22 protein-coding genes are annotated in these 23538 nt (G+C 69.0%); 18 read left to right on the forward strand and 4 right to left on the reverse strand.

The window, feature by feature from the left end:
• Position 1: 1 nt before the first annotated feature.
• The 4 genes from K0H49_RS29820 (at position 2) to K0H49_RS29835 (ending at position 5729) form a co-directional block, all read left to right on the forward strand.
• Positions 2-703, forward strand: coding sequence for an ABC transporter ATP-binding protein (locus K0H49_RS29820; protein WP_219220534.1), 702 nt, complete (start codon positions 2-4; stop codon positions 701-703).
• 215 nt (positions 704-918) lie between these two features.
• Positions 919-3024, forward strand: coding sequence for a 3-hydroxyacyl-CoA dehydrogenase NAD-binding domain-containing protein (locus K0H49_RS29825; protein ID WP_219220536.1), 2106 nt, complete (start codon positions 919-921; stop codon positions 3022-3024).
• Between the two features lie 16 nt (positions 3025-3040).
• On the forward strand, positions 3041-4519 hold the full coding sequence (locus K0H49_RS29830; protein WP_219220537.1) for a M20 family peptidase: 1479 nt from the start codon (positions 3041-3043) through the stop codon (positions 4517-4519).
• A 34-nt stretch (positions 4520-4553) separates the two neighbouring features.
• Positions 4554-5729 carry an acetyl-CoA C-acyltransferase gene (locus K0H49_RS29835; protein WP_219220539.1) on the forward strand — a complete coding sequence of 392 codons (1176 nt, stop codon included), beginning with the start codon at positions 4554-4556 and terminating at the stop codon, positions 5727-5729.
• A 72-nt stretch (positions 5730-5801) separates the two neighbouring features.
• On the opposite strand, the gene K0H49_RS29840 is transcribed toward K0H49_RS29835, so the two are convergent.
• Genes K0H49_RS29840 through K0H49_RS29855 form a run of 4 tightly spaced genes read right to left on the reverse strand, consistent with a single transcriptional unit; the run spans position 5802 to position 9677 of the window.
• Positions 5802-7046, reverse strand: coding sequence for a dienelactone hydrolase family protein (locus K0H49_RS29840; protein ID WP_219220541.1), 1245 nt, complete (start codon positions 7044-7046; stop codon positions 5802-5804).
• A complete protein-coding gene (locus tag K0H49_RS29845; RefSeq protein WP_219220543.1) occupies positions 7043-7606 on the reverse strand; it encodes a flavin reductase family protein in 564 nt (187 codons plus the stop codon). Before K0H49_RS29845 ends, K0H49_RS29840 begins: the two co-directional genes overlap by 4 nt.
• Positions 7603-8853, reverse strand: coding sequence for a styrene monooxygenase/indole monooxygenase family protein (locus K0H49_RS29850; protein WP_219220545.1), 1251 nt, complete (start codon positions 8851-8853; stop codon positions 7603-7605). Before K0H49_RS29850 ends, K0H49_RS29845 begins: the two co-directional genes overlap by 4 nt.
• Before the next feature lie 26 nt (positions 8854-8879).
• Positions 8880-9677 carry an SDR family oxidoreductase gene (locus K0H49_RS29855; RefSeq protein ID WP_219220547.1) on the reverse strand — a complete coding sequence of 266 codons (798 nt, stop codon included), beginning with the start codon at positions 9675-9677 and terminating at the stop codon, positions 8880-8882.
• A gap of 162 nt (positions 9678-9839) precedes the next feature.
• Between K0H49_RS29855 and K0H49_RS29860 the strand changes: the two genes are divergently transcribed.
• The 14 genes from K0H49_RS29860 to K0H49_RS29925 all read left to right on the forward strand — a co-directional run bounded on the left by K0H49_RS29860 (position 9840) and on the right by K0H49_RS29925 (position 23524).
• On the forward strand, positions 9840-10859 hold the full coding sequence (locus tag K0H49_RS29860) for an AraC-like ligand-binding domain-containing protein (RefSeq protein ID WP_219220549.1): 1020 nt from the start codon (positions 9840-9842) through the stop codon (positions 10857-10859).
• Positions 10860-10904: 45 nt separating this feature from the next.
• Complete coding sequence (locus K0H49_RS29865) at positions 10905-12737, forward strand: acyl-CoA dehydrogenase (RefSeq protein WP_219220551.1); 1833 nt, start codon at positions 10905-10907, stop codon at positions 12735-12737.
• Between the two features lie 17 nt (positions 12738-12754).
• A complete protein-coding gene (locus tag K0H49_RS29870) occupies positions 12755-12976 on the forward strand; it encodes a hypothetical protein (protein WP_219220553.1) in 222 nt (73 codons plus the stop codon).
• Positions 12973-13251 (forward strand): Dabb family protein, encoded by a 279-nt coding sequence (locus K0H49_RS29875; RefSeq protein WP_219220555.1) that lies wholly within the window; start codon positions 12973-12975, stop codon positions 13249-13251. The genes K0H49_RS29870 and K0H49_RS29875 overlap by 4 nt, the downstream gene beginning before the upstream one ends.
• A gap of 153 nt (positions 13252-13404) precedes the next feature.
• Positions 13405-14196 (forward strand): SDR family oxidoreductase, encoded by a 792-nt coding sequence (locus K0H49_RS29880; RefSeq protein WP_219220557.1) that lies wholly within the window; start codon positions 13405-13407, stop codon positions 14194-14196.
• A gap of 14 nt (positions 14197-14210) precedes the next feature.
• The gene (locus K0H49_RS29885; RefSeq protein WP_374122447.1) at positions 14211-14669 is read left to right on the forward strand and encodes a PaaI family thioesterase; all 459 of its coding nucleotides are present in this window, start codon (positions 14211-14213) and stop codon (positions 14667-14669) included.
• 123 nt (positions 14670-14792) lie between these two features.
• Positions 14793-15809, forward strand: coding sequence for an NADP-dependent oxidoreductase (locus K0H49_RS29890; protein ID WP_219220559.1), 1017 nt, complete (start codon positions 14793-14795; stop codon positions 15807-15809).
• 109 nt (positions 15810-15918) lie between these two features.
• Positions 15919-16857, forward strand: a complete 939-nt coding sequence (locus K0H49_RS29895; protein ID WP_219220560.1) for a glutathione S-transferase family protein — start codon at positions 15919-15921, stop codon at positions 16855-16857.
• Positions 16858-16942: 85 nt separating this feature from the next.
• Positions 16943-17845 (forward strand): SDR family oxidoreductase, encoded by a 903-nt coding sequence (locus K0H49_RS29900; RefSeq protein ID WP_219220561.1) that lies wholly within the window; start codon positions 16943-16945, stop codon positions 17843-17845.
• Between the two features lie 65 nt (positions 17846-17910).
• Positions 17911-18801: a hypothetical protein gene (locus tag K0H49_RS29905; protein ID WP_219220563.1), complete on the forward strand. Its 891-nt coding sequence runs from the start codon at positions 17911-17913 to the stop codon at positions 18799-18801.
• Between the two features lie 83 nt (positions 18802-18884).
• Positions 18885-20549, forward strand: a complete 1665-nt coding sequence (locus K0H49_RS29910) for a putative bifunctional diguanylate cyclase/phosphodiesterase (protein ID WP_219220565.1) — start codon at positions 18885-18887, stop codon at positions 20547-20549.
• 46 nt (positions 20550-20595) lie between these two features.
• A complete protein-coding gene (locus K0H49_RS29915; RefSeq protein WP_219220567.1) occupies positions 20596-21207 on the forward strand; it encodes a hypothetical protein in 612 nt (203 codons plus the stop codon).
• 291 nt (positions 21208-21498) lie between these two features.
• Positions 21499-22392, forward strand: a complete 894-nt coding sequence (locus K0H49_RS29920; RefSeq protein WP_219220569.1) for a polysaccharide deacetylase family protein — start codon at positions 21499-21501, stop codon at positions 22390-22392.
• Positions 22393-22495: 103 nt separating this feature from the next.
• Positions 22496-23524 carry an ABC transporter substrate-binding protein gene (locus K0H49_RS29925; protein WP_219220571.1) on the forward strand — a complete coding sequence of 343 codons (1029 nt, stop codon included), beginning with the start codon at positions 22496-22498 and terminating at the stop codon, positions 23522-23524.
• The last annotated feature ends 14 nt before the right edge of the window (positions 23525-23538 follow it).

The following is a 23538-nucleotide window of genomic DNA, read 5'->3' on the forward strand; positions in this document are numbered from 1 at the left end:
CATGCTCAAGCTCCAGGACCTCCACGCCTACTACGGCAAGAGCCATGTGCTGCATGGCGTTTCCTTCGGCGTCCAGCCCGGCGAGATCGTCGCGCTGCTGGGCCGCAACGGCTCGGGCCGATCCACCACCGCCAAGGCCATCATGGGCCTGGTGCATGCCGAGGGCGGCCTGCACTGGAAGGGCCAGGACATCCTGCGCCGCAAGGCCTACGAGATCGCGCACCTGGGCATCGGCTACGTGCCCGAGAACCGCGAGATCTTCCCCAAGCTCACGGTGCACCAGAACCTGCTGCTGGGCCAGAAGGGCAAGGCGGCGGTCAAGTCCAGCCGCTGGTCCTTCGACGACATGTACGCGATGTTCCCGCGCCTCAAGGAGCGCCAGCACAACGAGGCCGGCGTGCTCTCGGGCGGCGAGCAACAGATGCTCACGCTGTGCCGCACGCTGATGGGCGACCCCGACCTGATCATCATCGACGAGCCCACCGAAGGCCTGGCGCCGAAGATCGTCGAGCTGGTGGGCGAGTACCTCAAGCGGCTCAAGGACCGCGGCGTGTCGGTGCTGCTGATCGAGCAGAAGCTCACCATCGCGATGCAGATCTCCGACCGCGCGCTGGTCATGGGCCATGGCAGCATCGTGTTCGACGGCACGCCCGATGGCCTGCGCGCCGATGCGGCCACGCGCAAGGAATGGCTCGAGGTGTAAGTGAAAGGGCCGGCCGCCTGCACTGGGGGCCCGGACTTGCACGACTTGTCCCTCCAGCGACTGGGTGACATTGCCCGGTGGCCGGAAATGCCTAGAATTCCGGAAAAAAAGAACAGTCGTTCTTTTCGGAGACAGTCCCCGCCGGGCGCCCTGCGTCCGGGCGTGGGCGCTCCGCGGTTCATCCTCTCCAACCCTCTCATTCGAAGGAAAGCAGCATGACGGCTGAATACAAAGTGCTCGGCGAGGTCGCCGTGATCACGCTGGCCAACCCCCCGGTCAACGGCCTGGGCTTTGCGACGCGCGTGGGCATCACCGACGGACTGGCGAAGGCGCTGGCCGACGACGCGGTGAAGTCGGTCGTCATCACCGGTGCCGGCAAGGCCTTCTCGGGCGGCGCGGACATCAAGGAATTCGGCACCGCCAAGGCGCTGCAGGACCCGAACCTGCTGAGCGTGATCCTCGCGCTCGAAGCCTCGACCAAGCCGGTCGTGGCCGCGATTCACTCGGTCTGCATGGGCGGCGGCCTCGAGCTCGCGCTCGGCTGCCACTACCGCGTGGCCGCACCGGGCACCAGCGTCGCGCTGCCCGAAGTCAAGCTGGGCCTGCTGCCCGGCGCCGGCGGCACGCAGCGCCTGCCGCGCGTGCTCGGCGTCGAGACCGCGCTGAACATGATCGTCAGCGGCGAGGCCGTCAAGAGCGAAGTGCTGGCCAGCCTGCCTGGCCAGAAGCTGTTCGACGCGCTGTCGGCCTCGGCCGAATCGCTGTTCGACGAAGCCGTGGCCTTCGCGAAGTCGGTCGCCGGCAAGACCGGCGATGCGCTGCCGCTGGTGCGCAACCTGCCGTGCAAGCACCCGCAGGGCGACGCCTACTTCCAGTTCGCGCGCAACATGGTCGGCGGCATGTCGAAGAACTACCCGGCGCCGTTGAAGTGCGTCGATGCCGTCGAAGCCGCGGCCAAGATGAAGTTCGACGACGGCCTGGCCGAAGAGCGCCGCCTGTTCACCGCGCTGATGTTCACGCCCGAATCGCTGGCGCTGCGCCACCTGTTCATGGCCGAGCGCGCCGCGAGCAAGATCCCCGACGTGGCCGACGACACGCCCAAGCGCGAGATCAAGTCGGTGGCCGTGATCGGCGCCGGCACCATGGGCGGCGGCATCTCGATGAACTTCCTCAACGCCGGCGTGCCGGTCAAGATCCTCGAGATGAAGCAGGAGGCGCTCGACCGTGGCATCGCCACCATCAAGAAGAACTACGAAGCCCAGGTCAAGAAGGGCAAGCTCAAGCAGGACAAGTACGAGCAGCGCATGGCGCTGCTGAGCACCACGCTGAGCTACGACGACCTCAAGGACGCCGACCTGATCATCGAGGCCGTGTTCGAGGAGCTCGGCGTCAAGGAAAAGGTCTTCGGCGAACTCGACCGCGTGGCCAAGCCCGGTGCGATCCTGGCGTCGAACACCTCGACGCTCGACGTCGACAAGATCGCGGCCTTCACCAAGCGTCCGCAGGACGTGGTGGGCATGCACTTCTTCAGCCCGGCCAACGTGATGAAGCTGCTGGAAGTGGTGCGCGGCGCCAAGACCGGCAAGGACGTGCTGGCGACCGTGATGGGCGTGGCCAAGAAGATCAAGAAGACGGCCGTGGTGTCGGGCGTGTGCGACGGCTTCATCGGCAACCGCATGATCGAGCAGTACTCGCGTCAGGCCGGCTTCCTGCTGGACGAAGGCGCGACGCCGCAGCAGGTCGACCGTGCGGTCGAGAAGTTCGGCTTCGCGATGGGCCCGTTCCGCATGGGCGACCTGGCCGGCAACGACATCGGCTGGGCGATCCGCAAGCGCCGCGCCACCGAGCGCGCCGACATGAAGTACAGCAAGACCGCCGACAAGCTCTGCGAGCTGGGCCGCTTCGGCCAGAAGACCGGCGCGGGCTGGTACGACTACCAAGCCGGCAAGCGCGACGCGATCCCGAGCCAGGTCGTGCTCGACCTGATCGCGCAGCACCGCAAGGACGAAGGCATCACGCCGCGCAAGATCAGCGACGAGGAAATCGTGCAGCGCCTGGTCTACGCCCTGGTCAACGAAGGCGCGCACATCCTCGAGGACGGCATCGCCTCGAAGGCGGGCGACATCGACATGGTCTACCTCACGGGCTACGGTTTCCCGATCTGGCGCGGCGGCCCGATGCACTACGCGGGCCAGGTCGGCCTCTACAACGTGGCCGAGGCGATGAAGCGCTTTGCCCGGAACCCGCACGACGATGCGTCGTTCTGGGAGCCGGCACCGCTGATCCGCAAGCTGGTGGCCGAAGGCAAGTCCTTCGCCTGAAGCAGCAGGCCACACCGTGCTGAAGCGAGCGTTCGTCGGATTGCTGGGCGTCGTGGTGGTGCTGGCCGCCGCGATGGCGGTCAACACCTGGCGCACGCCCTCGCAGCAGGTGGCGGTGGCGGCCCCGCCGCCGCTGGCCATCGACCTCGACGCGGCCGTGCAGCGCCTGTCGGGCGCGGTGCAGTTGCGCACGGTCTCCAGCCTGGAGAACGTGGCGCAGAGCGAGGCCGAGTTCGACAAGCTCCATGCGCTGCTGGCGCAGCAGTTCCCCAAGCTGCATGCCGTGCTGAAGAGGGAAGTGGTCGGCAGCAAGGCGCTGCTCTATACCTGGGCCGGCAGCGACCCCAGCGCCGCGCCGGTGGCGCTGCTTGCGCACCAGGACGTGGTGCCGATCGCGCCGGGCACCGAGAAGATGTGGACCGTCGCGCCCTTCAGCGGCACCGTGCAGGAAGGCTTCGTCTGGGGCCGCGGCACGCTCGACAACAAGAGCAACCTGATGGCCCAGTTCGAGGCCGTCGAGATGCTGGTGGCCGCGGGCTTCCAGCCGCGCCAGACCGTCTACTTCGTCTTCGGCGACGACGAGGAGGTCAGCGGCCTGCGCGGCGCGCTGCCGATCGCCCAGCTGTTGAAGTCCCGCGGCGTGCGGCTCGAGTGGGTGCTCGACGAGGGCCTGCTGGTGCTCGACGGCGTGCTGCCGGGCCTGAGCAAGCCCGCGGCGCTGATCGGCCTGGCCGAGAAAGGCTACGCCACCTTCTTCCTCTCGCTCGACACGGCGCCCGGCCATTCGTCGATGCCGCCCGCGCACAGCGCGATCGGCCAGATGAGTGCCGCGCTGGCCCGGCTCGAGGCCACGCCCATGCCGGGCGGGATCCAGGGTGTCGCGCGTTCGATGTTCGGCACGCTGGCGCCCGAGATGGGCGGCATCAACCGCTTCATGCTCACCAACCTCTGGCTGACCGCACCGCTGGTGCAGTCCCAGTTGGAGAAGAGCCCGAGCAGCAACGCGATGCTGCGCACCACCACGGCGCTGACCATCGTCAAGGCCGGCAACAAGGACAACGTGCTGCCCGGCCGCGCCGAGGCGGCGGTGAACTTCCGCGTGCTGCCCGGCGATTCGCTGCAGAGCGTCGAGGCGCATCTGCGCAAGACGCTGGCCAACGACGCGATCCAGATCGAGGCCTACCCGGGCAACTCGGAGCCTTCGCCGGTGTCACCCACCGAAGGCCGTGGCTACGCCACGATCGCGCGCTCGGTGCGCGAGGTCTTCCCCGAGGCCGTGGTGGCGCCGGGCCTGATGACCGCGGCCACCGACTCGCGCCACTTCAGCCTGGTCAGCGACGCGGTCTACCGCTTCTCGCCGCTGCAGATGAAGGGCGAGGACCTGGCGCGCTTCCACGGGACCAACGAGCGCCTGGCGGTGGCCAACTACGCCCGGATGATCCAGTTCTATCACCAGGTCCTGCGCAGCACCGGTTCGGCCGCGGCCGCGCAGTGACCTCTTTCCCTTCCATTCTCCAAAGGACCTCACCATGACCCGCGCCGTCATCGTTTCCACCGCCCGCACGCCGCTCGCCAAGAGCTGGAAGGGTGCCTTCAACATGACGCACGGCGCCACGCTGGGTGGCCATGCGGTGCAGCACGCGGTGGCGCGCGCCGGCATCGACGGCGCCGAGGTCGACGACGTGATCATGGGCTGCGCCACGCCCGAAGGCGCGACCGGCTCGAACATCGCGCGCCAGATCGCGCTGCGCGCCGGCCTGCCCATCACCACCTCGGGCATGACCATCAACCGCTTCTGCTCCTCGGGCCTGCAGACCATCGCCACCGCGGCCCAGCGCATCATCGCGGGCGAGGGCGAGGTCTATGTGGCCGGCGGCGTCGAGAGCATCTCGTGCGTGCAGAACGAGGCCAACCGCCACATGATCACCGACCCGTGGCTGGTCAAGCACAAGCCCGAGATCTACTGGAACATGCTGCAGACCGCCGAGCAGGTCGCCAAGCGCTACAACATCGGCCGCGACGCGATGGACGAGTACGGCGCCGCCAGCCAGCAGCGCGCCACCGCCGCGCTGGAAGCCGGCCGCTTCAAGGACGAGATCGCCCCGATCACCGTGCTGGCCGGCGTGGCCGACCCGGTGCTGGGCCTGCGCACCAAGGAAGTCACGGTCGAGAACGACGAAGGCATCCGCGCCGGCACCACCAAGGAAGGCATCAGCGGCATCCGCTCGGCCATGCCTGGCGGCCTGATCTCGGCCGGCAACGCCAGCCAGTTCTCCGACGGCGGCGGCGCCTGCGTGCTGGTCGACGAAGCCTATGCCGAGCGCAAGGGCCTGAAGCCGCTGGGCCGCTTCCTCGGCTTCGCGGTCGCGGGCTGCGAACCCGACGAGATGGGCATCGGCCCGGTGTTCGCGATCCCCAAGGTGCTGAAGAAGCTGGGCCTGACGGTCAACGACATCGACCTGTGGGAACTCAACGAAGCCTTCGCGGTGCAGGTGATCTACTGCCGCGACAAGCTGGGCATCCCGGCCGACCGCCTCAACGTGGATGGCGGCGCCATCGCCGTGGGCCACCCCTACGGCGTGAGCGGCCAGCGCCTCACGGGCCACGCGCTGATCGAAGGCAAGCGCCGCGGCGCGAAGAAGGTCGTGGTCACGATGTGCATCGGCGGCGGCATGGGTGCTGCGGGCGTGTTCGAAGTGATCTGATCTTCGAATCACTGCGGCAAGCAAAAGGCCGCGTCGGGCCTCCAGCCCGGCGCGGCCTTTTCGCATCCGCGCCTAGGCGGAATGCGCCCAGTTGGCCATCAGCGTGTTCGATGGCAGCTGTTCGTCGAGCAGCTTGCGCGCGGTCTCCACGCCGGCCACTGGCAGCCCGGTCGGATCCAGCTTGCCGATCTGCACCAGCACGCTGGCCTGGTCCCAGTAGATGTGCTCGTGGTAGAGCTTGTCGCCGCGGAACTTCACGATGGCGACCAGCGGGATCTCCACGCGTTGGCCGGTGGGCGGCACGCCCGGCAGCAGCCAGTCGATCTCGCAGCTGTGGGTGAAGCAGAACAGCATCTCGTCGACGATCTGGCTGGTGCCCACGGTGCGCGAGATCGGGATCAGCGTGGTGTCGGGCGGGTTCGCATCCACGAAGTGGTGGCGGTAGAAGCGCGACAGCAGCCGGTGGCCCACGCCGCCGGTCATCGTCGGGATGTGGTTGACGTAGGGCTCGGCCACCATCGTGGCCATGGTGGCCTCGACGTCGCGGGTGGCGAATTCATGCTCGCAGTGCTTGTCCCACAGCGCGGAGAAGTCGTAGTGCGGCCCCAGCACCTTGCGGAAGGCCGCGATGCTGCGCTGGTGCGCCATCAGGGCCGAAGGCTTGTGGAAATGCTCGCTGCCGGCGCGCGCGAAGGCGTGGTCCGCGCCGGGGTAGACGTAGAGTTCCACACCCGCGCGTCCCTGCAGCGCCTGCAGGATGGCGTCGCGCGCCGCCGGCGGGCAGAAGCCGTCCTGCTCGGCGATGTGCAGCACCAGCGGCTTGCCCGTGAGGGCCTTGGCCTCGTCCAGCGCCTGTTCGATGCCGACGCCGTAGTAGGCCACGGCCACCTCGCAGTCGGTGCGGCAGGCCGACAGGTAGGCCAGCTTGCCGCCCAGGCAGAAGCCCAGCACGCCCGCTTGGCCCGCGAAGGCCGGCAGGGTGCGCAAGGCGTCCAGCGCGGCCTGGATGTCCTCCACGCCCTTGGCCTCGTCGAAGCCCTGGTAGAGCGCCAGCGCGCGGTCGAACTGCGATTCATCGAGTTCGATGCCGGCTTCCTGGCGCCAGAAGAGATCGGGCACCAGCGCGACATAGCCTTCCTCGGCGTAATAGTCGGCCAGCTCGCGCATCGTCTTGTTGACGCCGAAGATCTCCTGCGCGATGACGATGCCCGGACCCTTGCCCGCGGCGGGCAGGGCGAGGTAGGCGCCGAATTCGCCGCTGCCGTCGGCGGCGCGCAGGGTCAGGCGGCTTGCTTGCGCCTCGGATGTGGTGCTCATGGGTTGGGGTTTCCTTGGGGGTGCAATGTGGTGTAGCGGCCGTCTGCATAGAGCAGCGGCGCATGGCGTCCCGGGTGCAGTTGTACGGCCTTGATCTCGCCGATGATCACGGCGTGGCTGTGCGCGACCATCATCTCGTCGACCACGCAGTCGAAGGCCACCAGCGCATCGCGCAGGATGGGCGCGCCGGTGGTCAGGGTGTCCCACAGCGCCGTCTCGAACAGCTCGCCGGTGCCGGGCCCGGCGCCGCCGAAGCGCCCCGCCAGATCGGCATGGTGCGTGGCCAGCAGGTTCACGCTCATGCGCCGGCTCTCGGTGATGCCACGGAAGGTGCTGCCGTTGAGGTTGATGCAGGTCAGCAGGCGCGCGGGCTCCGCCGACAGCGCCGTGACGGCCGTGGCCGTGAGGCCCGTGGGCCGCTGCCCGTCAGTCGTGGCGACGATGCACACCGCGCCCGCGAGCCGGCGCATGGCCAGCCGGAAGTCGGCCGGCGGCAGGCACGCGGCCCGGCGCAGGGCCTGCAGCGGGGGCAGGGCGGCAGGCGCTTCGACCACGCTCATGCCGCAGCCTCCTCGGCCGGTGCGACCTGCGCGAGGTAGGCATCGACCAGGTCCGGGCGCATGAAGAAGTTCGCGTAGTCGGTCGGGTCGTTGAAGCCGTTGACGATGCGTCGCGCCACCGCGGGCAAGGCAGCGGCGCTGCCCAGCAGCCGCATCACATGCGGGGGCGGCGGCGCCAGCATGGCGTTGGTCCAGCCGCTCACATGCGTGCCGTAGCCGTTCCAGAAGCCCTCGAAGGTGTGCTGCATGAAGCGCTCGTCGAAGGCGGCCTGCCCCTGCGCGACGATGGCGGTCTCCACCGCGTGCGCGAATTTCGCGGCATTGTTCGAGCCCTGGCCCGTGATCGGGTCGTTGAGCATCACCGCATCGGCCATGCCCATCACCAGCCGTCCGCTGGGCAGGCGCCCGACCGGCTTGCGCACCGTCGGCGGGAACGCGCCGCTGAGGAGGCCGTTGGCGTCGGTGAGTTCCACCTGCGCGCAACGCTCGGCTTCCCATGGCAGGAAGCGCCGCAGGATCTCCAGTGAGCGCGCCAGGTGCTCGGCGGGGCTGCGGACGTCGGCCCAGCAGTCCATGGGGCCGCCCGGGACGCCTTCGAACACCATGATTTCGCAGGGGCCGCTGTGCGTGAGCGCCGGGAAGACGAAGTACTCGCCCACCCCTGGGATCAGGTTGAAGCTCACCGCGCTGTGCTCCTCGCGCGGCCGCATGCCGTGCACGTAGGTGAGGGCCAGGGCGCGCTGGGGCCGGTCGTAGGGGCTGCGGTCGGCGTCGCGCTCGAACATCTTGGCGATGGCGCCCTTGCCGGCCGCCACGATCACCAGGTCATGTTCGCGTGTCCACTGCTCCAGGTCCTCGATCTCGGCATCCTTGAAGAGCAGCTGGCCGCCGCGCTGGCTGAAGGCCTCCATCCAGCCGGGCAACTTGACGCGCTGGTCGACCGACTGCGCGACATGGTCCAGCCGGTGGCTCCAGCTCAGCGCCTTCACGCCCGCCTGCTCGGGGTGGGGCACGGCGAAGGAAATGCCCTCCACCGGCGGGCAGTCCTGTTCCCAGAAGGCCAGGCCGCGGTCCCGCTCCAGCTGCAGGCTGTCATGGAACATGCATTGGCTGGACATGACCTTGCCGCCGCGGATGTCGTCCGCCGAGCGGTTCGAGACCACGGTCACGCCATAGCCCCGGGCCTGCAGGCCTAGGGCGAGTTGCAGGCCGGACTGGCCGGCGCCGACGATGAGGATGTTGCGCATGGGTGTCTCCAGTGGTTTCGTGGGGGTCAGGCCATCAGCTTGGGGATGGCCGGCTCGAAGGATTCGGGACCCATGGCCGAGTAGCCGCCATCGACGGCGTAGTCCGCCCCGGTGACGAAGCTGGCGTGGTCGGAGCACAGGAACAGCACCACCTGCGCCACCTCTTGCGGGTCGCCCACGCGGCGCAGCATGTGGAAGGGCGCGGCCACGCGGTCGGTCTTGGCGCGGTCGCCTTGGCTCAGCTGGTCCATGATGGCCGACCAGGTCCAGCCGGGCGAGACGCTGTTGACGCGGATGTTGTCGGGCGCCAGGTCCAGCGCCATGTTGCGCGTGAGCTGCACCAGCGCGGCCTTGCTCGTGGGATAGAGCCAGCGGCCGGTCTGGGCCACCTTGGAGGAGATGCTGGTGAAGTTCACCACCGCCCCCCCGCCACTGCGGCGCAGGTGCGGCAGCACCGCCTGCAGCATCACGACGGCGCTGGCCACGTTCACATTGAGCGCCGTGAGCCAGTCCGCACGCGGCGATTCGACGCCGTTGTCGACGTAGCTGCAGGCCAGGTTGACCAGGAAGTCCACCCGGCCGAAACGCGCAGCGGTCTCGTCGGCGCAGGCCCGGACCTGGGCGTCGTCGGTGATGTCGGTGCGGCGGAACCACACCTTGTCGTCGCCGCCGCAACTCGCGGCGACGCGCGCGCCGCCTTCGGCATCGATGTCGGCCAGCGTCACCCGCACCCCGGCCTCGTGCAACGCGCGCACCACGCCCGCGCCGATGAGGGTCGCCCCGCCGGTCACGATCGCCACCTTGTCCTGCAAGCCCTTGAACATCGCCGTCTCCTTTTATCGTTGGGATGGCCGAACGATAGGCAGGGCGGGGCGCGCGCGGGGTCCGGAAAGCGCAGGCCGGATCCCGAATGCGCAGGTCTTTACCGGGCGCCGAGGGCCGGCCCCGATGTGCAGGAAGGGGCCTTTTGATAGATTGTCTGCACCATGCTGACCCGGCCCGCTTCGCTGCCCCTGTCGCGCTTCAGCCTGTTCCACACCCGCGACGTGGACCAGGCGCGCGAAAGCGTGGCGCGGGTGTTCTGCCCCCACGTGCTCAACACCTGCCACCCGCGCGATGCGCTGGACGCCCGCCACCACAGCGCGCCGCTGGGCGCGGACGCCAGCCTCAACTACGTGCAGTACGGCCCGGCCGTGGAGATCGACCCCGGCCATCTGGGCAGCTTCTACCTGCTGCAGATTCCCCTGCGCGGCGGCGCCACCGTCTGGTGTGGCGGCAAGGAGGTGCGGGCCGACCGCAGCATGGCCTCCCTGCCATCGCCCACCGAATCCCTGCGCATGCAATGGGCCGACGACAGCCCCCACCTGATCGTGCGTTTCTCGCAGGCCGCGGTGGTGGCGCAACTCGCGCAGCTGGCGCAGTGCGAGGTGCAGGGCCCGCCGGTCTTCGAGCCCGGCGTGCGGCTGGACGAACCCTCCGTCGCCCCCGCCGTGGCCTTCGTGCGCTACCTCTGCGACGCGCTGGACGGCGACCCGGGCTTTGCCGGCTCTGCGCTGGCCCGCCAGGCGGAAAGCTACCTGATCTCCACCTTGCTGCTGCAGCTGCCGCACAGCCACCGGCCGGTGCTCGACGCCTCGGCCCGGCGGGCCCTGCTGCCGCGCACGGTGCGCCGGGCCCAGGAGTTCATGCGCGCCCATGCCGCCGAGCCCTTCACGCTGGTCGACCTGTGCCGCCATCTGGGCGTGAGCGCGCGGGGCCTGCAGCAGGCCTTCGCTGCCGCCACCGGCGAAAGTCCGATGGCGTACTGGCGGGGGATGCGCCTGGACCTGGTGCGCCAGGCGCTGGTGGGCGGGGCGATCCGCGCGGAGCCCGGCGCCCTGGCGCGGCTGGCCGAACGCTACGGCTTCTTCCATGCGGGCCATTTCGCGGCCCACTACCAGCGGCGTTTTGGCGAGCGCCCGGGCGATACGGCACGTGTCTTCAAGGAGTCAGGGCCGCCGCATTGATTCCAGTACATTGCTCGGCTTGTCTCCTTCCAGCACGGCACGGCCATGACGTTTCGCTCCACCCTCGACTTCCTGCTCTATGACTGGCTCGATGCCGAGTCGCTCAACCAGAACGAGCGTTTCGCCGACCATTCGCGCGAGACCTTCGACGCAGTGCTCGACACCTGCGAGCGCATCGCGCGCGAGAAGTACGCGCCGGCGAACCGCATCGTCGACACGCAGGAGCCGCACTTCGACGGCGAGAAGGTGATCCTGCCGCAGGCCACGCACGACGCCCATGCGGCCTTCGCGGGCTCGGGCATGCTCAGCGCCGCGCAGGACTACGAGATCGGCGGCATGCAGCTGCCCTACACCGTGCAATCGGCGGCCAACGCCTTCTTCGCGATGGCCTCGGTCAGCATCGGCTCGAACATGCTGACCAGCGGCAACGCCAACCTGCTGATGGTGCACGGCACCGACATGCAGAAAGAGGTGTTCGCCAAGAACGAATTCTCGGGCCGCTGGGCCGGCACCATGTGCCTGTCGGAGCCGCAGGCCGGTTCTTCGCTGAGCGACGTGGCCACGCGCGCCGTGCCCGACGGGGCCGATTTCCAGGACGACCCGCTGGGCCCGCGCTACCGCCTGACCGGCAACAAGATGTGGATCTCGTCGGGCGACCACGAGCTGACCGAGAACATCGTGCACATCGTGCTGGCCAAGATCCCCGACGCCGACGGCAAGCTGGTGCCGGGCACGCGCGGCATCTCGCTGTTCATCGTGCCGAAGAAGATGGTCGACACCTCGGGCGCGCTCACCGGTGAGCGCAACGACGTGGCGCTGGCCGGCCTCAACCACAAGCTGGGCTGGCGCGGCACCACCAACACGCTGCTGAACTTCGGCGAGGGCAGGTACCCGGTCGACGGCAAGGCCGGCGCGGTGGGCTACCTGGTCGGGCAGCCCGGCAAGGGCCTGCACTGCATGTTCCACATGATGAACGAGGCGCGCATCGCCATCGGCATGGCGGCCTCGATGCTGGGCATGGCCGGCTACGAGGCCTCGCTGGCCTATGCCAGGCAGCGCCCGCAGGGCCGACCCGTGGGCCCGGCCGGCAAGGACGCGGCCAGGCCGCAGGTGCGCATCATCGAGCATGCCGACGTGCGCCGCATGCTGCTGGCGCAGAAGGCGTACTGCGAAGGGTCGCTGGCGCTGCAGCTCTACTGCGCGCGGCTGGTCGACGTGCAGAAGACCGGCGACGCGCAGGCGGCCGACGAGGCGCGGCTGCTGCTGGAGGTGCTCACGCCCATCGCGAAGAGCTGGCCCAGCGAGTGGTGCCTGGAGGCCAATTCGCTGGCCATCCAGGTCCATGGCGGCTACGGCTACACGCGCGATTTCCCGGTCGAGCAGTACTGGCGCGACAACCGCCTCAACATGATCCACGAGGGCACGCACGGCATCCAGGCGGCCGACCTGCTGGGCCGCAAGGTGCTGATGGAAGACGGCCGCGGCCTGGCGCTGCTGGCCGCGCGCATCGCCGAAACGGCCGCGCGCGCGGCCGCCGTGCCCGCGCTGGCGGCCGATGCCCGGGCCCTGACCGACGCGCTCGCGCAGGTCGAGGCGGCGACCCGCGCCGCCTGGTCGACCGGCGATCCGGGAGCGGCCCTCGCGAACGCGGTACCCTATATGCAAGCTTTCGGCCATACCGTGCTGGCGTGGATCTGGCTCGATGTTGCATATCGCTCGCTTTTGGGCGATGCGGCAGCATCGACGCCGGCCACCGTCGGCAGGCTCGGGGCCGCAAGCTATTTCTTTCACTACGAACTGCCGAAAATCGGCGCGTGGCTGCGTGTGGTCGAGAACCGAGATCCCACATGCGCCCAAATGCCCGAGGAAGCATTCTGATGAACAGCGGGAGCTACATGCCCAAACTACGATCCAACGAACCGCCGAAGCCGCACGCCAGCCTGGAGAAATGGACCTGGCTCCTGATCTACGGCGGCCTGTTCGTGCTGATTCTGGGGATCGCCACGTCGCGCACCGACACCGTGCTCGGCTGGAGCCTGGCCACGCCGGGCGCGCTGGCGGCCGCCGTCGGCGTGCTGCTGATCTACCTGCGTTCGCGCATCAAGGACAAACCGTGATCAAGCACATCGTGATGTGGAAACTCGTCGACGCCACGCAGGCGCCGCCATTCAAGCAACTGCTCGAGACCTGCAAGGGCATCGTGCCCGGCATGCGCGAGTTCGAGGTCGCCGTGCAGGCCGAGGGGCTGGAAGCCAACCACGACGTGGCGCTGTACTCGGTGTTCGACGATGCCGCCTCGCTGCAGGCCTACGTCGTGCACCCGCGGCACCAGGAAGTGGTGGCGACCTTGCCCGCGCGCGCTTCGCGCAGCGTGTTCGACTACAAGACTTAACCCCCCGAAGCGCCTGCGGCGCCTCCCCCCAGGGGGCGATACCGGGGGCCCGGCAAAGCCGGTTCCGCGGTATCCCTGGATTTGGTCCTGCCGGTTATTGTGAGCGAGCCTCGCCAACCGCGGATCGGAACCCACACACAGAAAGATGCACCCATGAGCCAACGCACCGTTCAACAACTCTTCGACCTCAGCGGCAAGACCGCGCTCATCACCGGCGGTTCGCGCGGCCTGGGCCTGCAGATGGCCCATGCGCTGGGCGAGGCGGGCGCCCGGATCATGCTGAGCTCGCGCAAGGCCGACGACCTGGAGCAGGCCACCGCCGACCTGCAGGCCGCGGGCATCGACGCGCGCTGGATCGCCGCCGACTGCGCCAAGGAAGAGGACACGCGCCGCCTGGCCGACCAGACGCTCGAGCGCATGGGGGCCATCGACATCCTGATCAACAACGCCGGCGCCAGCTGGGGCGCACCCGCCGAGTCGCACCCGGTCGAGGCCTGGGACAAGGTCATGAACCTCAACGTGCGCGGCTACTTCGTGCTGGCCCAGCAGGTGGCCAACAAGTACATGATCCCGAACAAGACGGGGCGCATCATCAACATCGCCTCGATCGCGGGCCTCAACGGCAACGGGCCGGAGATCCAGACCCTGGCCTACAACACCTCCAAGACCGCGGTGATCGGCTTCACGAAGACGCTGGCCGCCGAATGGGGCAAGTACAACATCAACGTCAACGCGATCTGCCCCGGCTTCTTCATGACCAAAATGGCCTCGGTGCTGATCAAGAACGTGGGCGAGGACAAGATGACGGCCACCGTGCCGCTGGGCCGGCTCGGCGACGACGAGGACCTCAAGGGCATCACGCTGCTCTACGCGAGCGAGGCCGGCAAGCACATCACCGGCCAGTGGCTGGCGGTCGACGGCGGCGTGAGCGTCGTGCTGGCCTGAACGGGACCGCGACCGTGAGCGACAACAACGACATCAACGTCCGTTCCTACACCAGCCAGATCCCGTTCGCGCGGCACCTGGGCTTCGAGCTCACCAAGTTCGCAGACGGTGCCTCCGAGATCCTCTACACGCCCAAGCCCGAGCATCTCAACACCTTCGACGTGGCCCACGGCGGCGCCTGCATGACCCTGCTCGACATCGCGATGGCGGCGGCGGCACGCAGCCAGACGCCCGAGGTCGGCGTGGTCACGATCGAGATGAAGACCAGCTTCATGCGGCCCTCGGTCGGCCCGCTGCGCGCGCGCGGCCGGCTGATCCACCGCACCGCGACGCTGGCCTTTGTCGAGGCCACGATCTACGACGAGAAGGAGCAGGCCTGCGCACAGTCGACGGGCACTTTCAAGTACGTGAAACGACGCCTGCCGACGGGTCCGGCGAGCGCGAATGCGCAGCGTCCACCGTCGACGGACTGACCCCCGAGGCGCCTGCGGCGCCTCCCCCCGCAAAAGGGGGCCACACCCGCGGCCCGGCAAAGCCGGTTCCGCGGTGTTCCTCGACTCAAGACAGACACCACCCCCATCGAACAGGAGCCTTTCATGCCCACCAATCGCCAACAGCATCTGGACAACCGCCCCGAGGGCGAAGCCGTCGCCGGCAACTTCAAGCTCGTGACCGCCGAGACGCCCGCGCTCGAGGACCACCAGGTGCTGGTGCGCCACCACTACCTGAGCCTGGACCCGTACATGCGCGGGCGCATGAACGATTCCAAGAGCTATGCGCAGCCGCAGCCGCTGGGCCAGGTGATGCAGGGCGGCACGGTGGGCGAGGTGGTCGAGAGCCGGAACCCCAAGTACGCCGTGGGCGACAAGGTGGTGGGCTTCGGCGGCTGGCAGGAATACAGCGTGGTCGACGGCAACGTGGTCGGCGCGCTGCGCAAGGTCGACACCACCCACGTGCCGCTGTCGCACTACCTGGGCGCGGTCGGCATGCCGGGTGTGACCGCCTGGTACGGCCTGGTCAAGATCATCGCGCCGAAGGCCGGCGAGACGGTGGTGGTCACGGCCGCCAGCGGCGCGGTGGGCAGCGCCTTCGCCGCGCTGGCCAAGGCCCGCGGCTGCCGCGTGGTGGGCATCGCGGGCGGTGCGGACAAGTGCCGCTACGCGACCGAGGAACTGGGCTTCGACGCCTGCATCGACTACAAGCAGCATCCTGACGTCAAGAGCATGTCGCAGGCGCTCAAGGAAGCCTGCCCGGACGGCATCGACGGCTACTTCGAGAACGTCGGCGGCTACATCTTCGATGCGGTGCTGCTGCGCACCAACGCCTTCGCCCGCGTGGCCCTGTGCGGAATGATCGCCGGCTACGACGGCGCGCCGCTGCCGCTGGCCAACCCGGCGCTGATCCTGATCAACCGCCTGAAGATCGAAGGCTTCATCGTCAGCGAGCACATGGAATTCTGGCCCGAGGCGCTCAAGGAGCTGGGCGGCCTGGTCGCCAGCGGCAAGCTGCGCCCGCGCGAGTCGGTGGCCGAGGGCATCGCCGCGGCGCCCGAGGCTTTCCTGGGCCTGCTCAAGGGCCGCAACTTCGGCAAGCAGCTGGTCAAGCTCGTCTGAGCCTCCGGCCGGCCTGCGCCGCGCGCAAGGCCGTCGCTTCGCCGAGCCGTCGGCGGGCGTGTCGCGCCCAGGACTCGACGTTGAGGGGGTGAACGGGTAGGGTGGCGGCATGACCGACCTCATCCTCCATCACTACCCCACCTCTCCCTTCTCCGAGAAGGTCCGGCTGATCCTCGGCGTCAAGAAGCTGCCGTGGAAGTCGGTCTTCATCCCGCCGATCATGCCCAAGCCCGAGGTGCTCGAACTCACCGGGGGCTACCGCAAGACGCCGTTCCTGCAGATCGGCGCCGACATGTACTGCGACTCGGCGCTCATCGCCGACGTGCTGGAACACCTGCAGCCGCAGGCCACGCTCTACCCGGAGCCCGAGAAAGGCATGTCGCGCATCCTGTCGCAGTGGGCCGACACCACCTTGTTCTGGGCGGCGATGGCATGGAACCTCCAGCCCAAGGGCGCGGCCGAGGTCTTCGCCCATGCGCCGCCCGAGGCGGCCAAGGCCTTCGGCGAGGACCGCGGCAAGATGAGCGCGGGCAACATGACGCGGCTGCGGCCCGCCGATGCCACCAGCGCCTACAAGTCCTACCTGCGGCGCCTGTCGGACATGCTCGACGACAAGCCCTTCCTGCTCGGCGAAGTGCCCTGCATCGCCGACTTCTCCGCCTACCACCCGCTCTGGTACACGCGCCGCATCGAGGCCGTGAAGGGCATCCTCGACCTCACGCCGGCGGTGGTCGACTGGATGGACCGCATCGCGGCCATCGGCCATGGCCAGCCGGAGAAATTCAGCGCGCCGGAAGCCATCGCCGTGGCCCAGGCGGCGACGCCCCTGACGGTGCTGACCGACAGCACCTTCCAGGACGACCACGGCATCCCGCTCGGCAGCGAGGTCACGGTCCGGGCCGAGAGCTTCGGCCTCGAGGAAACCGCCGGCCAGCTGGTCGCCGCGACGCGCACCCACTACACGCTGGCGCGCCGCAGCGACCGCACGGGCACCGTGCACGTGCACTTCCCGCGCATCGGCTACGTGCTGCGCAAGGCCGAGGCCTGAGCGCCGTCGCGCGCAGGACATCGCGCGGCGCCGCAACGCGGTTCAATACGAGACAAGAGACGACAACGCAAAAAGGACCGCTTCCATGATTCAGGATTTCAAGGGCAAGACCGCCGTGCTCACCGGCGCCGGTTCGGGCTTCGGCCTCGAGTGCGCACGCATCGGCGCGGCGCGCGGCATGAACCTCGTGCTGGTCGACGTGCAGCAGGACGCGCTCGACCGCGCCCAGGCCGAGATGGAGGCCGCGGGTGCCCAGGTGCTGGCACGCCGCGTCGACGTGTCCAAGGCCGACCAGATGGAATCGCTCGCGCAGGCGGTGCAGGAGCGCTTCGGCGCGCCGCACTTCGTGTTCAACAACGCGGGCGTGGGCGCGGGCGGGCTGGTGTGGGAGAACACCGTGGCCGACTGGGAATGGGTGCTGGGCGTCAACGTCTGGGGCGTGGTGCACGGCGTGCGCCTGTTCACGCCGATGATGCTGGCCGCTGCCGCCCAGGACCCGTCGTACCGCGGCCACATCGTCAACACCGCCAGCATGGCGGGCCTGCTCACGCCGCCCAACATGGGCGTCTACAACGTGAGCAAGCACGCGGTGGTGAGCCTCACCGAGACGCTCTACCAGGATCTCTCGCTGGTGACCGACCAGGTCGGCGCCAGCCTGCTGTGCCCGTACTTCGTGGCCACCGGCATCAACAACAGCGAACGCAACCGCCCCGGCGACCTGCCCGCGGGCGAGCTGACCAAGAGCCAGCTGATCGGCCAGGCCATGACCTCCAAGGCCGTGAGCAGCGGCAAGGTCAGCGCGGCCGACGTGGCGAACAAGGTCTTCGACGCGATCCGCGACAACCAGTTCTACATCTTCAGCCACCCCAAGGCGCTGGGGAACGTGAGGAGCCGCATGGAAGGCATCGTCGCGGGCACCAACCCGGCCGACCCGTTCCTGGAGCGGCCCGAGATCGGCCAGCAGTTGCGCGCGCAACTGCGCGCCTGAGCCCCGCTCGGCCGACCTGTTTTCCTACACGGCCGCCGCGCGGCCGCGCGTAGGGTGAGCGGACCATGACGCATCCCTTCACCCCTCGCCAGGTCTTCCGGGGCCTCTCGGCCGTCGCGCTCGGCCTCTGTCTGCTGTGCGCCGGCGCGGGTGCTGCCGCCCAGGACGCGGCCGCGCTCAAGGCCCGGCACCAGGCCCTGACGGCGCGGCTGACGGACAACCCGTTCCAGCGCCGGCTGGTGCTCGACTCCACGGAGAGTCCCGACCGCCTCAGCGGCGACATCTATGCGGTGGTGGACCATCCCTTCGCCGAACTGAAGGCGCTCGAGCGGCCGGCCAACTGGTGCGAGGTGCTGATGCTGCACCTCAACACCAAGCATTGCGCGGTGAAGGGCGGCGAGGCCGCACCGGTGGTCGAGGTGGCGATCGGGCGCAAGTTCGACCAGCCGCTCGACAAGGCGCAACGCGTGCCCTTCGTCTGGGGCGGCGCCGCGGCGACGGCCGACTACCTGTCGGTGCGGCTGTCGGCGGCCAGCGGGCCGATGTCGACGCGCGACTACCGCATCGGCTTCGAGGCCACGCCGCTGGGCCCGAAACAGAGCTTCGTGCACCTGTCCTATGCCTACGGCTACGGCACCGCGGCACGGCTGGCCATGCAGGCCTACCTCGGCACGCTGGGCAGCGACAAGGTCGGCTTCACGCCGAAGGGCCGCGATGCGCAGGGCGCGACCGACTACGTGGGCGGCGTGCGCGGCGTGGTCGAGCGCAACACCATGCGCTACTACCTGGCGATCGACGCCTTCCTCGATGCGCCGCAGCCAGAGCAGCTCGACCGCCGGCTGGCCGCCTGGTTCGACGCCACCGAGCAGTACGCGCGGCAGCTGCACGAGACCGAGCGCTCGGAGTACCTGACGATGAAGCACAGCGAGTACGCGCGGCTGAAGACCGGGTCCTGACGCGACACGCTGCGCGCGCCGGGCCAGCCGGCGCGGCAGGAGGCCTCACTACAATGGTTCTTCATCTTTGAACGGGTGACCCCATGTCCTCCATTGCCGCGGTCCGGAATGCCGATATCGTCGACAGCCTGCCGCAGGCGCTCTTCGCATGCGACGCCCAGGGCGTCTATCTGCGGGTCAATCCCGCCTACGAGCGCCTGACGGGTCACGCGGCCCATGCGCTGGTCGGTCGCGAGACGATCGCGCTGGTGCATGGCGCGTTCGAGTTGCCCCCGGGCCCCGAGTCGCTGGCGCGGCCGTCGTGGACCAGCCGGCACCGCGACGGCCGCACGCTGCCGTTCCAGCTCGTGCTCACCCCCATGCCGCAGCAGGACGATGCACCGCACAGCTGGCTCGGCACGCTGGTGCCGGTGCCGCCGCGCGACACGCAGGCGCTGGCCCGCTGGAACGACGGCTTCCACGACGCCTGGACCCAGCTGCCCAACGTGGCCTGGCTGCGCGAGCGCGCGGCGTTGAAGCTGCAATCGGCGCGTCAGCGCCAGCGGCCCTGCGCGCTGCTGGTGGTCGAGCTCGACCAGATGGCCCGGCTGCGCGACTCGCAGGGCGACGAGATGCTGGGGCAGGTGCTGCAACTGTGCGCGCACCGCATCCGCGGCGCCCTCGGGCCCGAAGCGGTGCTCGCGACGCTCGGCGGCGGGCTGCTGGCCTGCGTGGTCGATGGCGATACGCACGAGGTCGATGGCCGCATCGACGCCATGCTGCACGCCCTGTCGCTGCCCATGCAGGGGGCCGACCGCAGCCTGCGCCTCACGGCCTGCATCGGTGCCGCGATCAGCCATCTCGAGAACCGCACGGACGTGAGTGAACTGATGCACCGTGCGCGCGTCGCGCTGGGCGTGGCCAAGGCCGCGGGCGCGGCGCAGGCGCGCTGGTTCACCAGCGCGATGCAGAGCCAGGCCGAAGGGCGGCTGCAACTCGAAGGCCTGCTGCGCGAAGCGCTCGAGCGCAACGAATTCAGCCTGGTGTTCCAGCCGCAGCTGCACCTGTCGACCGGACGCATCCAGCACATGGAGGCCTTGCTGCGCTGGCAGTCGCCGGCCCTGGGCGCGGTCAGCCCGGCCGCCTTCATTCCGGTGGCCGAGGACATCGGCCTGATCGTGCCGATCGGCGAATGGGTGATGCGCGAGGCCTGCCGCGAGGTCGGCCGGCTGCACCGCCTGCTCGCGCGCAGGGGCGGCGAAGCCCCCCGCGTGGCGGTCAACGTGTCGGCGCACCAGCTGCTGTCGCCGGGCCTGGTCGAGATGGTGCAGAGCGCGCTGGCCGATGCGGGCCTGGGCCCCGAGCACCTGGAGATCGAGATCACCGAGAGCATCTTCCTCAACGATGCGGCGCGCGCGCTGGCCACGCTGGAGTCGCTGCGCCAGCTGGGCATCGAGCTGGCCATCGACGACTTCGGCACCGGCTACTCGAGCTTCTCGTACCTGACGCAATTTCCCTTCGACCGGCTCAAGATCGACCGCTCGCTGGTCATGAACGTCGATCAGCCGGGCAAGGGCTACGCGATTGTCGCGGCCATCGTGTCGCTCGCGCATGCCCTGGGCATGAAGGTCACGGCCGAAGGCATGGAAACCCCCGCGCAGGCCGCGGCGCTCGAGGCGCTGAAGTGCGACGACATTCAGGGCTACGGTTTCGCGCGGCCCCTGCAGCCCAAGGCGCTGGAGCGGCTGCTGATCGGCGCGCCGGCCTGAGCGCCAGCGCGCATCGCCTTCCGTGCGTCCCGTGCATACCGAGCCGATGCCCCTGACGGCCTTCGAGCGCGGCCTGCGGCCGGCGCCGTCTTCGAACCGACCCCTGGTGCTGGCCGTACTTTTGGCGGGACTGTTCGCGGTCCTGGCGTGGCTGGCGCTGCCGCAAGGATGGTTCGAGGCGCCCGCGCCTCGTCGACCGGTCCCGGGCGGGGCGGCACCCACGGTGGCCCCGGCGCCGACGGTGCCGGCCCCGCCCGCGGCATCGCCTGCGCCCTGGCCGTCGCAGCGCATCGAGCGCGTCACGAAGTGCGTGGACAGCGCCGGGGCGGCGAGCTATGCCGACGGGCCATGTGCCCCGGGCCTGCGCGGCGCCACCGTGGAGCTGCGCCCCGACAGCAACCTGGCCGATGGCATGAGCGCGGGCGCGCGCGAGGCGTCGGCACAGCAGAACCGCGACGCCGCACAGGCGAGGGCGGCGCACGAGCGGCGCGCGGCCTTGCAGGCCGATGGCGCGGTGCAGGCGTGTGCAGACATCGACGCAGAGATCGCCTGGCTGGATGCGGCCGCGCGACAGCCGCAACGCGCCGCCTCGCAGGACCGCCTGCGCGAGCGGCGCAAACAGCTGCGGGATCTTCAGTTCAGGTCGCGCTGCCGCTGAGGCCCACGCCTGCGGTGTCGCGTCCTCGAAAGGGCGGCGTGCCCCGATTTCCGATGGCCTTGCTTCATCCATGCAAGCAAACACATAAACGAAATTAATGAATTTCCTGTCGAGTTGGCCGAGTAAAAATAAATATCCTTTTAAATCAATGGCTTGTTTCGATGATGATTTTCGTTTTCAACAAAATCACAAAAATACATAAGCTTATATAAATACAAGCGTTCCCTTCGCCGGGCGCAATTTCTAGAATTCGGGCCTAGTGTTTTCCCCTAACAGGACTGCGAGCGCCCCTTGAAACTGCCGAGCCACAACCGCTACGACTTCACGCCCATCGATGCGCGGGCGGACTACGAATGGCCGGGCGGCAAGCGCCTCGCCGTGGTCTTCTGCAACAACATTGAGCACTTCGCGTTCTCGGCCGGACTCGGCACCGACAACGCCTCCGGATCGGGGCCGCAGAATCAGCGCAACTGGGCCTGGAAGGACTACGGCAACCGTGTCGGCCTGTGGCGCTACCTCGACCTGCTCGACGAGTTCGAGATCCCTGGCTCGCACAACATCAACTCCACCGTGCTCGAGGCCTATCCCGAGATCACGCGCCGTCTGGTGCAGCGCGGAGACGAGTTCATCGGCCACGGCCGCACCAACGCCGAGCGGCAGGACGTGCTCTGGGAAGAAGACGAGGCCCGGCTGATCACCGAGTCGACCGAGGTGATCGAGCGGCTCTCGGGTCGTGCGCCCGAAGGCTGGCTGGGCCCGTACATCGCACAGAGCAAGGTCACGCTCGACCTGCTGCAGGAGAACGGCTACCGCTACGTGCTGGACTGGCCGGCCGACGACCAGCCCTTCTGGATGCGTACCCGCGCCGGGAAGATTCTCTCCGTGCCCTATCCGCTCGAGCTCAACGATTCGCCGGCGCTGATCTTCCGCCAGCACACGGCGCGCGAGTTCGCCGACATGATGATCGACCAGTTCGACGAGATGCTGCTGCAGTCGCGCAAGCGGCCGCTGGTCTACATCGTCGCGCTGCACCCGTTCATCATCGGCCAGCCCTTCCGCCTGCACGCGTTTCGGCGTGCGGTCGAGCACATCCTGCGTTCGCGCGACCAGCTCTGGCTGACCACGCCGGGCGACATCGCGCGCTACGCCAGCGCGCTGCCGCCGGGAGTCGTCCCCGGCAGCTGATTCCGCGCCAGCGCGCCACCACACCCCTCGTTCTTCCGACCCGGCCCGCCGGCGTCGGCCGGACGCGCTCGTCCCCTCACGACCTTTCTTCCTGATCCCGACCATGACCGTCACACGCTTCCTCTCCCGTGCCCCGCGCCTTCCGGGCCGGGCCTTCGCCCTCGCGCTGGTCGCCAGCGGCGCCCTGCTGGCCGGCCCCGTGGCGCAGGCCGCGGACACGGTCCGCTTCCAGACCGACTGGCTGCCCTCGGGCGAACACGCCATGTACTACGGCGGCTGGGAGAAGGGCTTCTTCGCGCAGGAAGGCATCGACATCACCATCGTGCGCGGCTACGGCCCGAGCGACACGGTGGCGAAGGCGCCCACCGGTTCCTTCGACTTCGGTGTGGCCGACGCTTCGTCGGTGCTGACCGCACGCGCGCGCCAGGGTCTGCCGGTGAAGTCGATCGCCGTCATCTATTCGCACTCGCCGCATTCGCTGTTCGTACTCAAGGATTCGGGCATCACCTCGCTCAAAGACCTCGAGGGCAAGCGCATCGGCGCGCCGGCCGGCAACAGCCACCGCGTGTACTTCCCGGCCGTGGCGGCCAAGGCCGGCGTACGACCCGAACGTGTGAACTGGGTCACGATGGACGCGGCCGCGCTCGGCGCCCAGCTGATTGCCGGCAACGTCGACGCGATCCCGCTCTACACCATCCACCTGGGCGCGCTCAATGACGCGGCGCGCAAGGCCGGCAAGGAGGTCGTGGCGCTGCCCTATGTGGATGCGGGCTTCAGGATCTATGCGGCCACGATCATCGCGAGCGACAAGGTACTGGCCGAGAAGCCCGACCTGACGCGGCGCTTCCTCAAGGCCGTCAAGCACTCGTTTGAATGGGCGCGCGACAACCCCGAGGAAGCCTGCCGCGCCCACGTGCGCAAGGTGCCCGAGGTGGGCTACGACGTCTGCCTGATCAGCCTCAAGGCCACCTTGCCCTTCGTCTTCAACGCGCACGAGAAGGAATTCGGCTGGGGCGGTGTCTCGCCCGAGCGCCTTGCTGCGACCTGGGCCGCCGTGGCGCAGGCCCAGGGCCTGGACCCGGCATGGAACCCGGCGCAGGGCGTGGACACCTCCTTCCTGCCGGCCCGTTGAACGAGCGACCGACG

Origin of the sequence: Variovorax boronicumulans (assembly GCF_019352895.1) — a bacterium.
Taxonomy (GTDB): Bacteria; Pseudomonadota; Gammaproteobacteria; order Burkholderiales; family Burkholderiaceae_C; genus Variovorax; species Variovorax boronicumulans_A.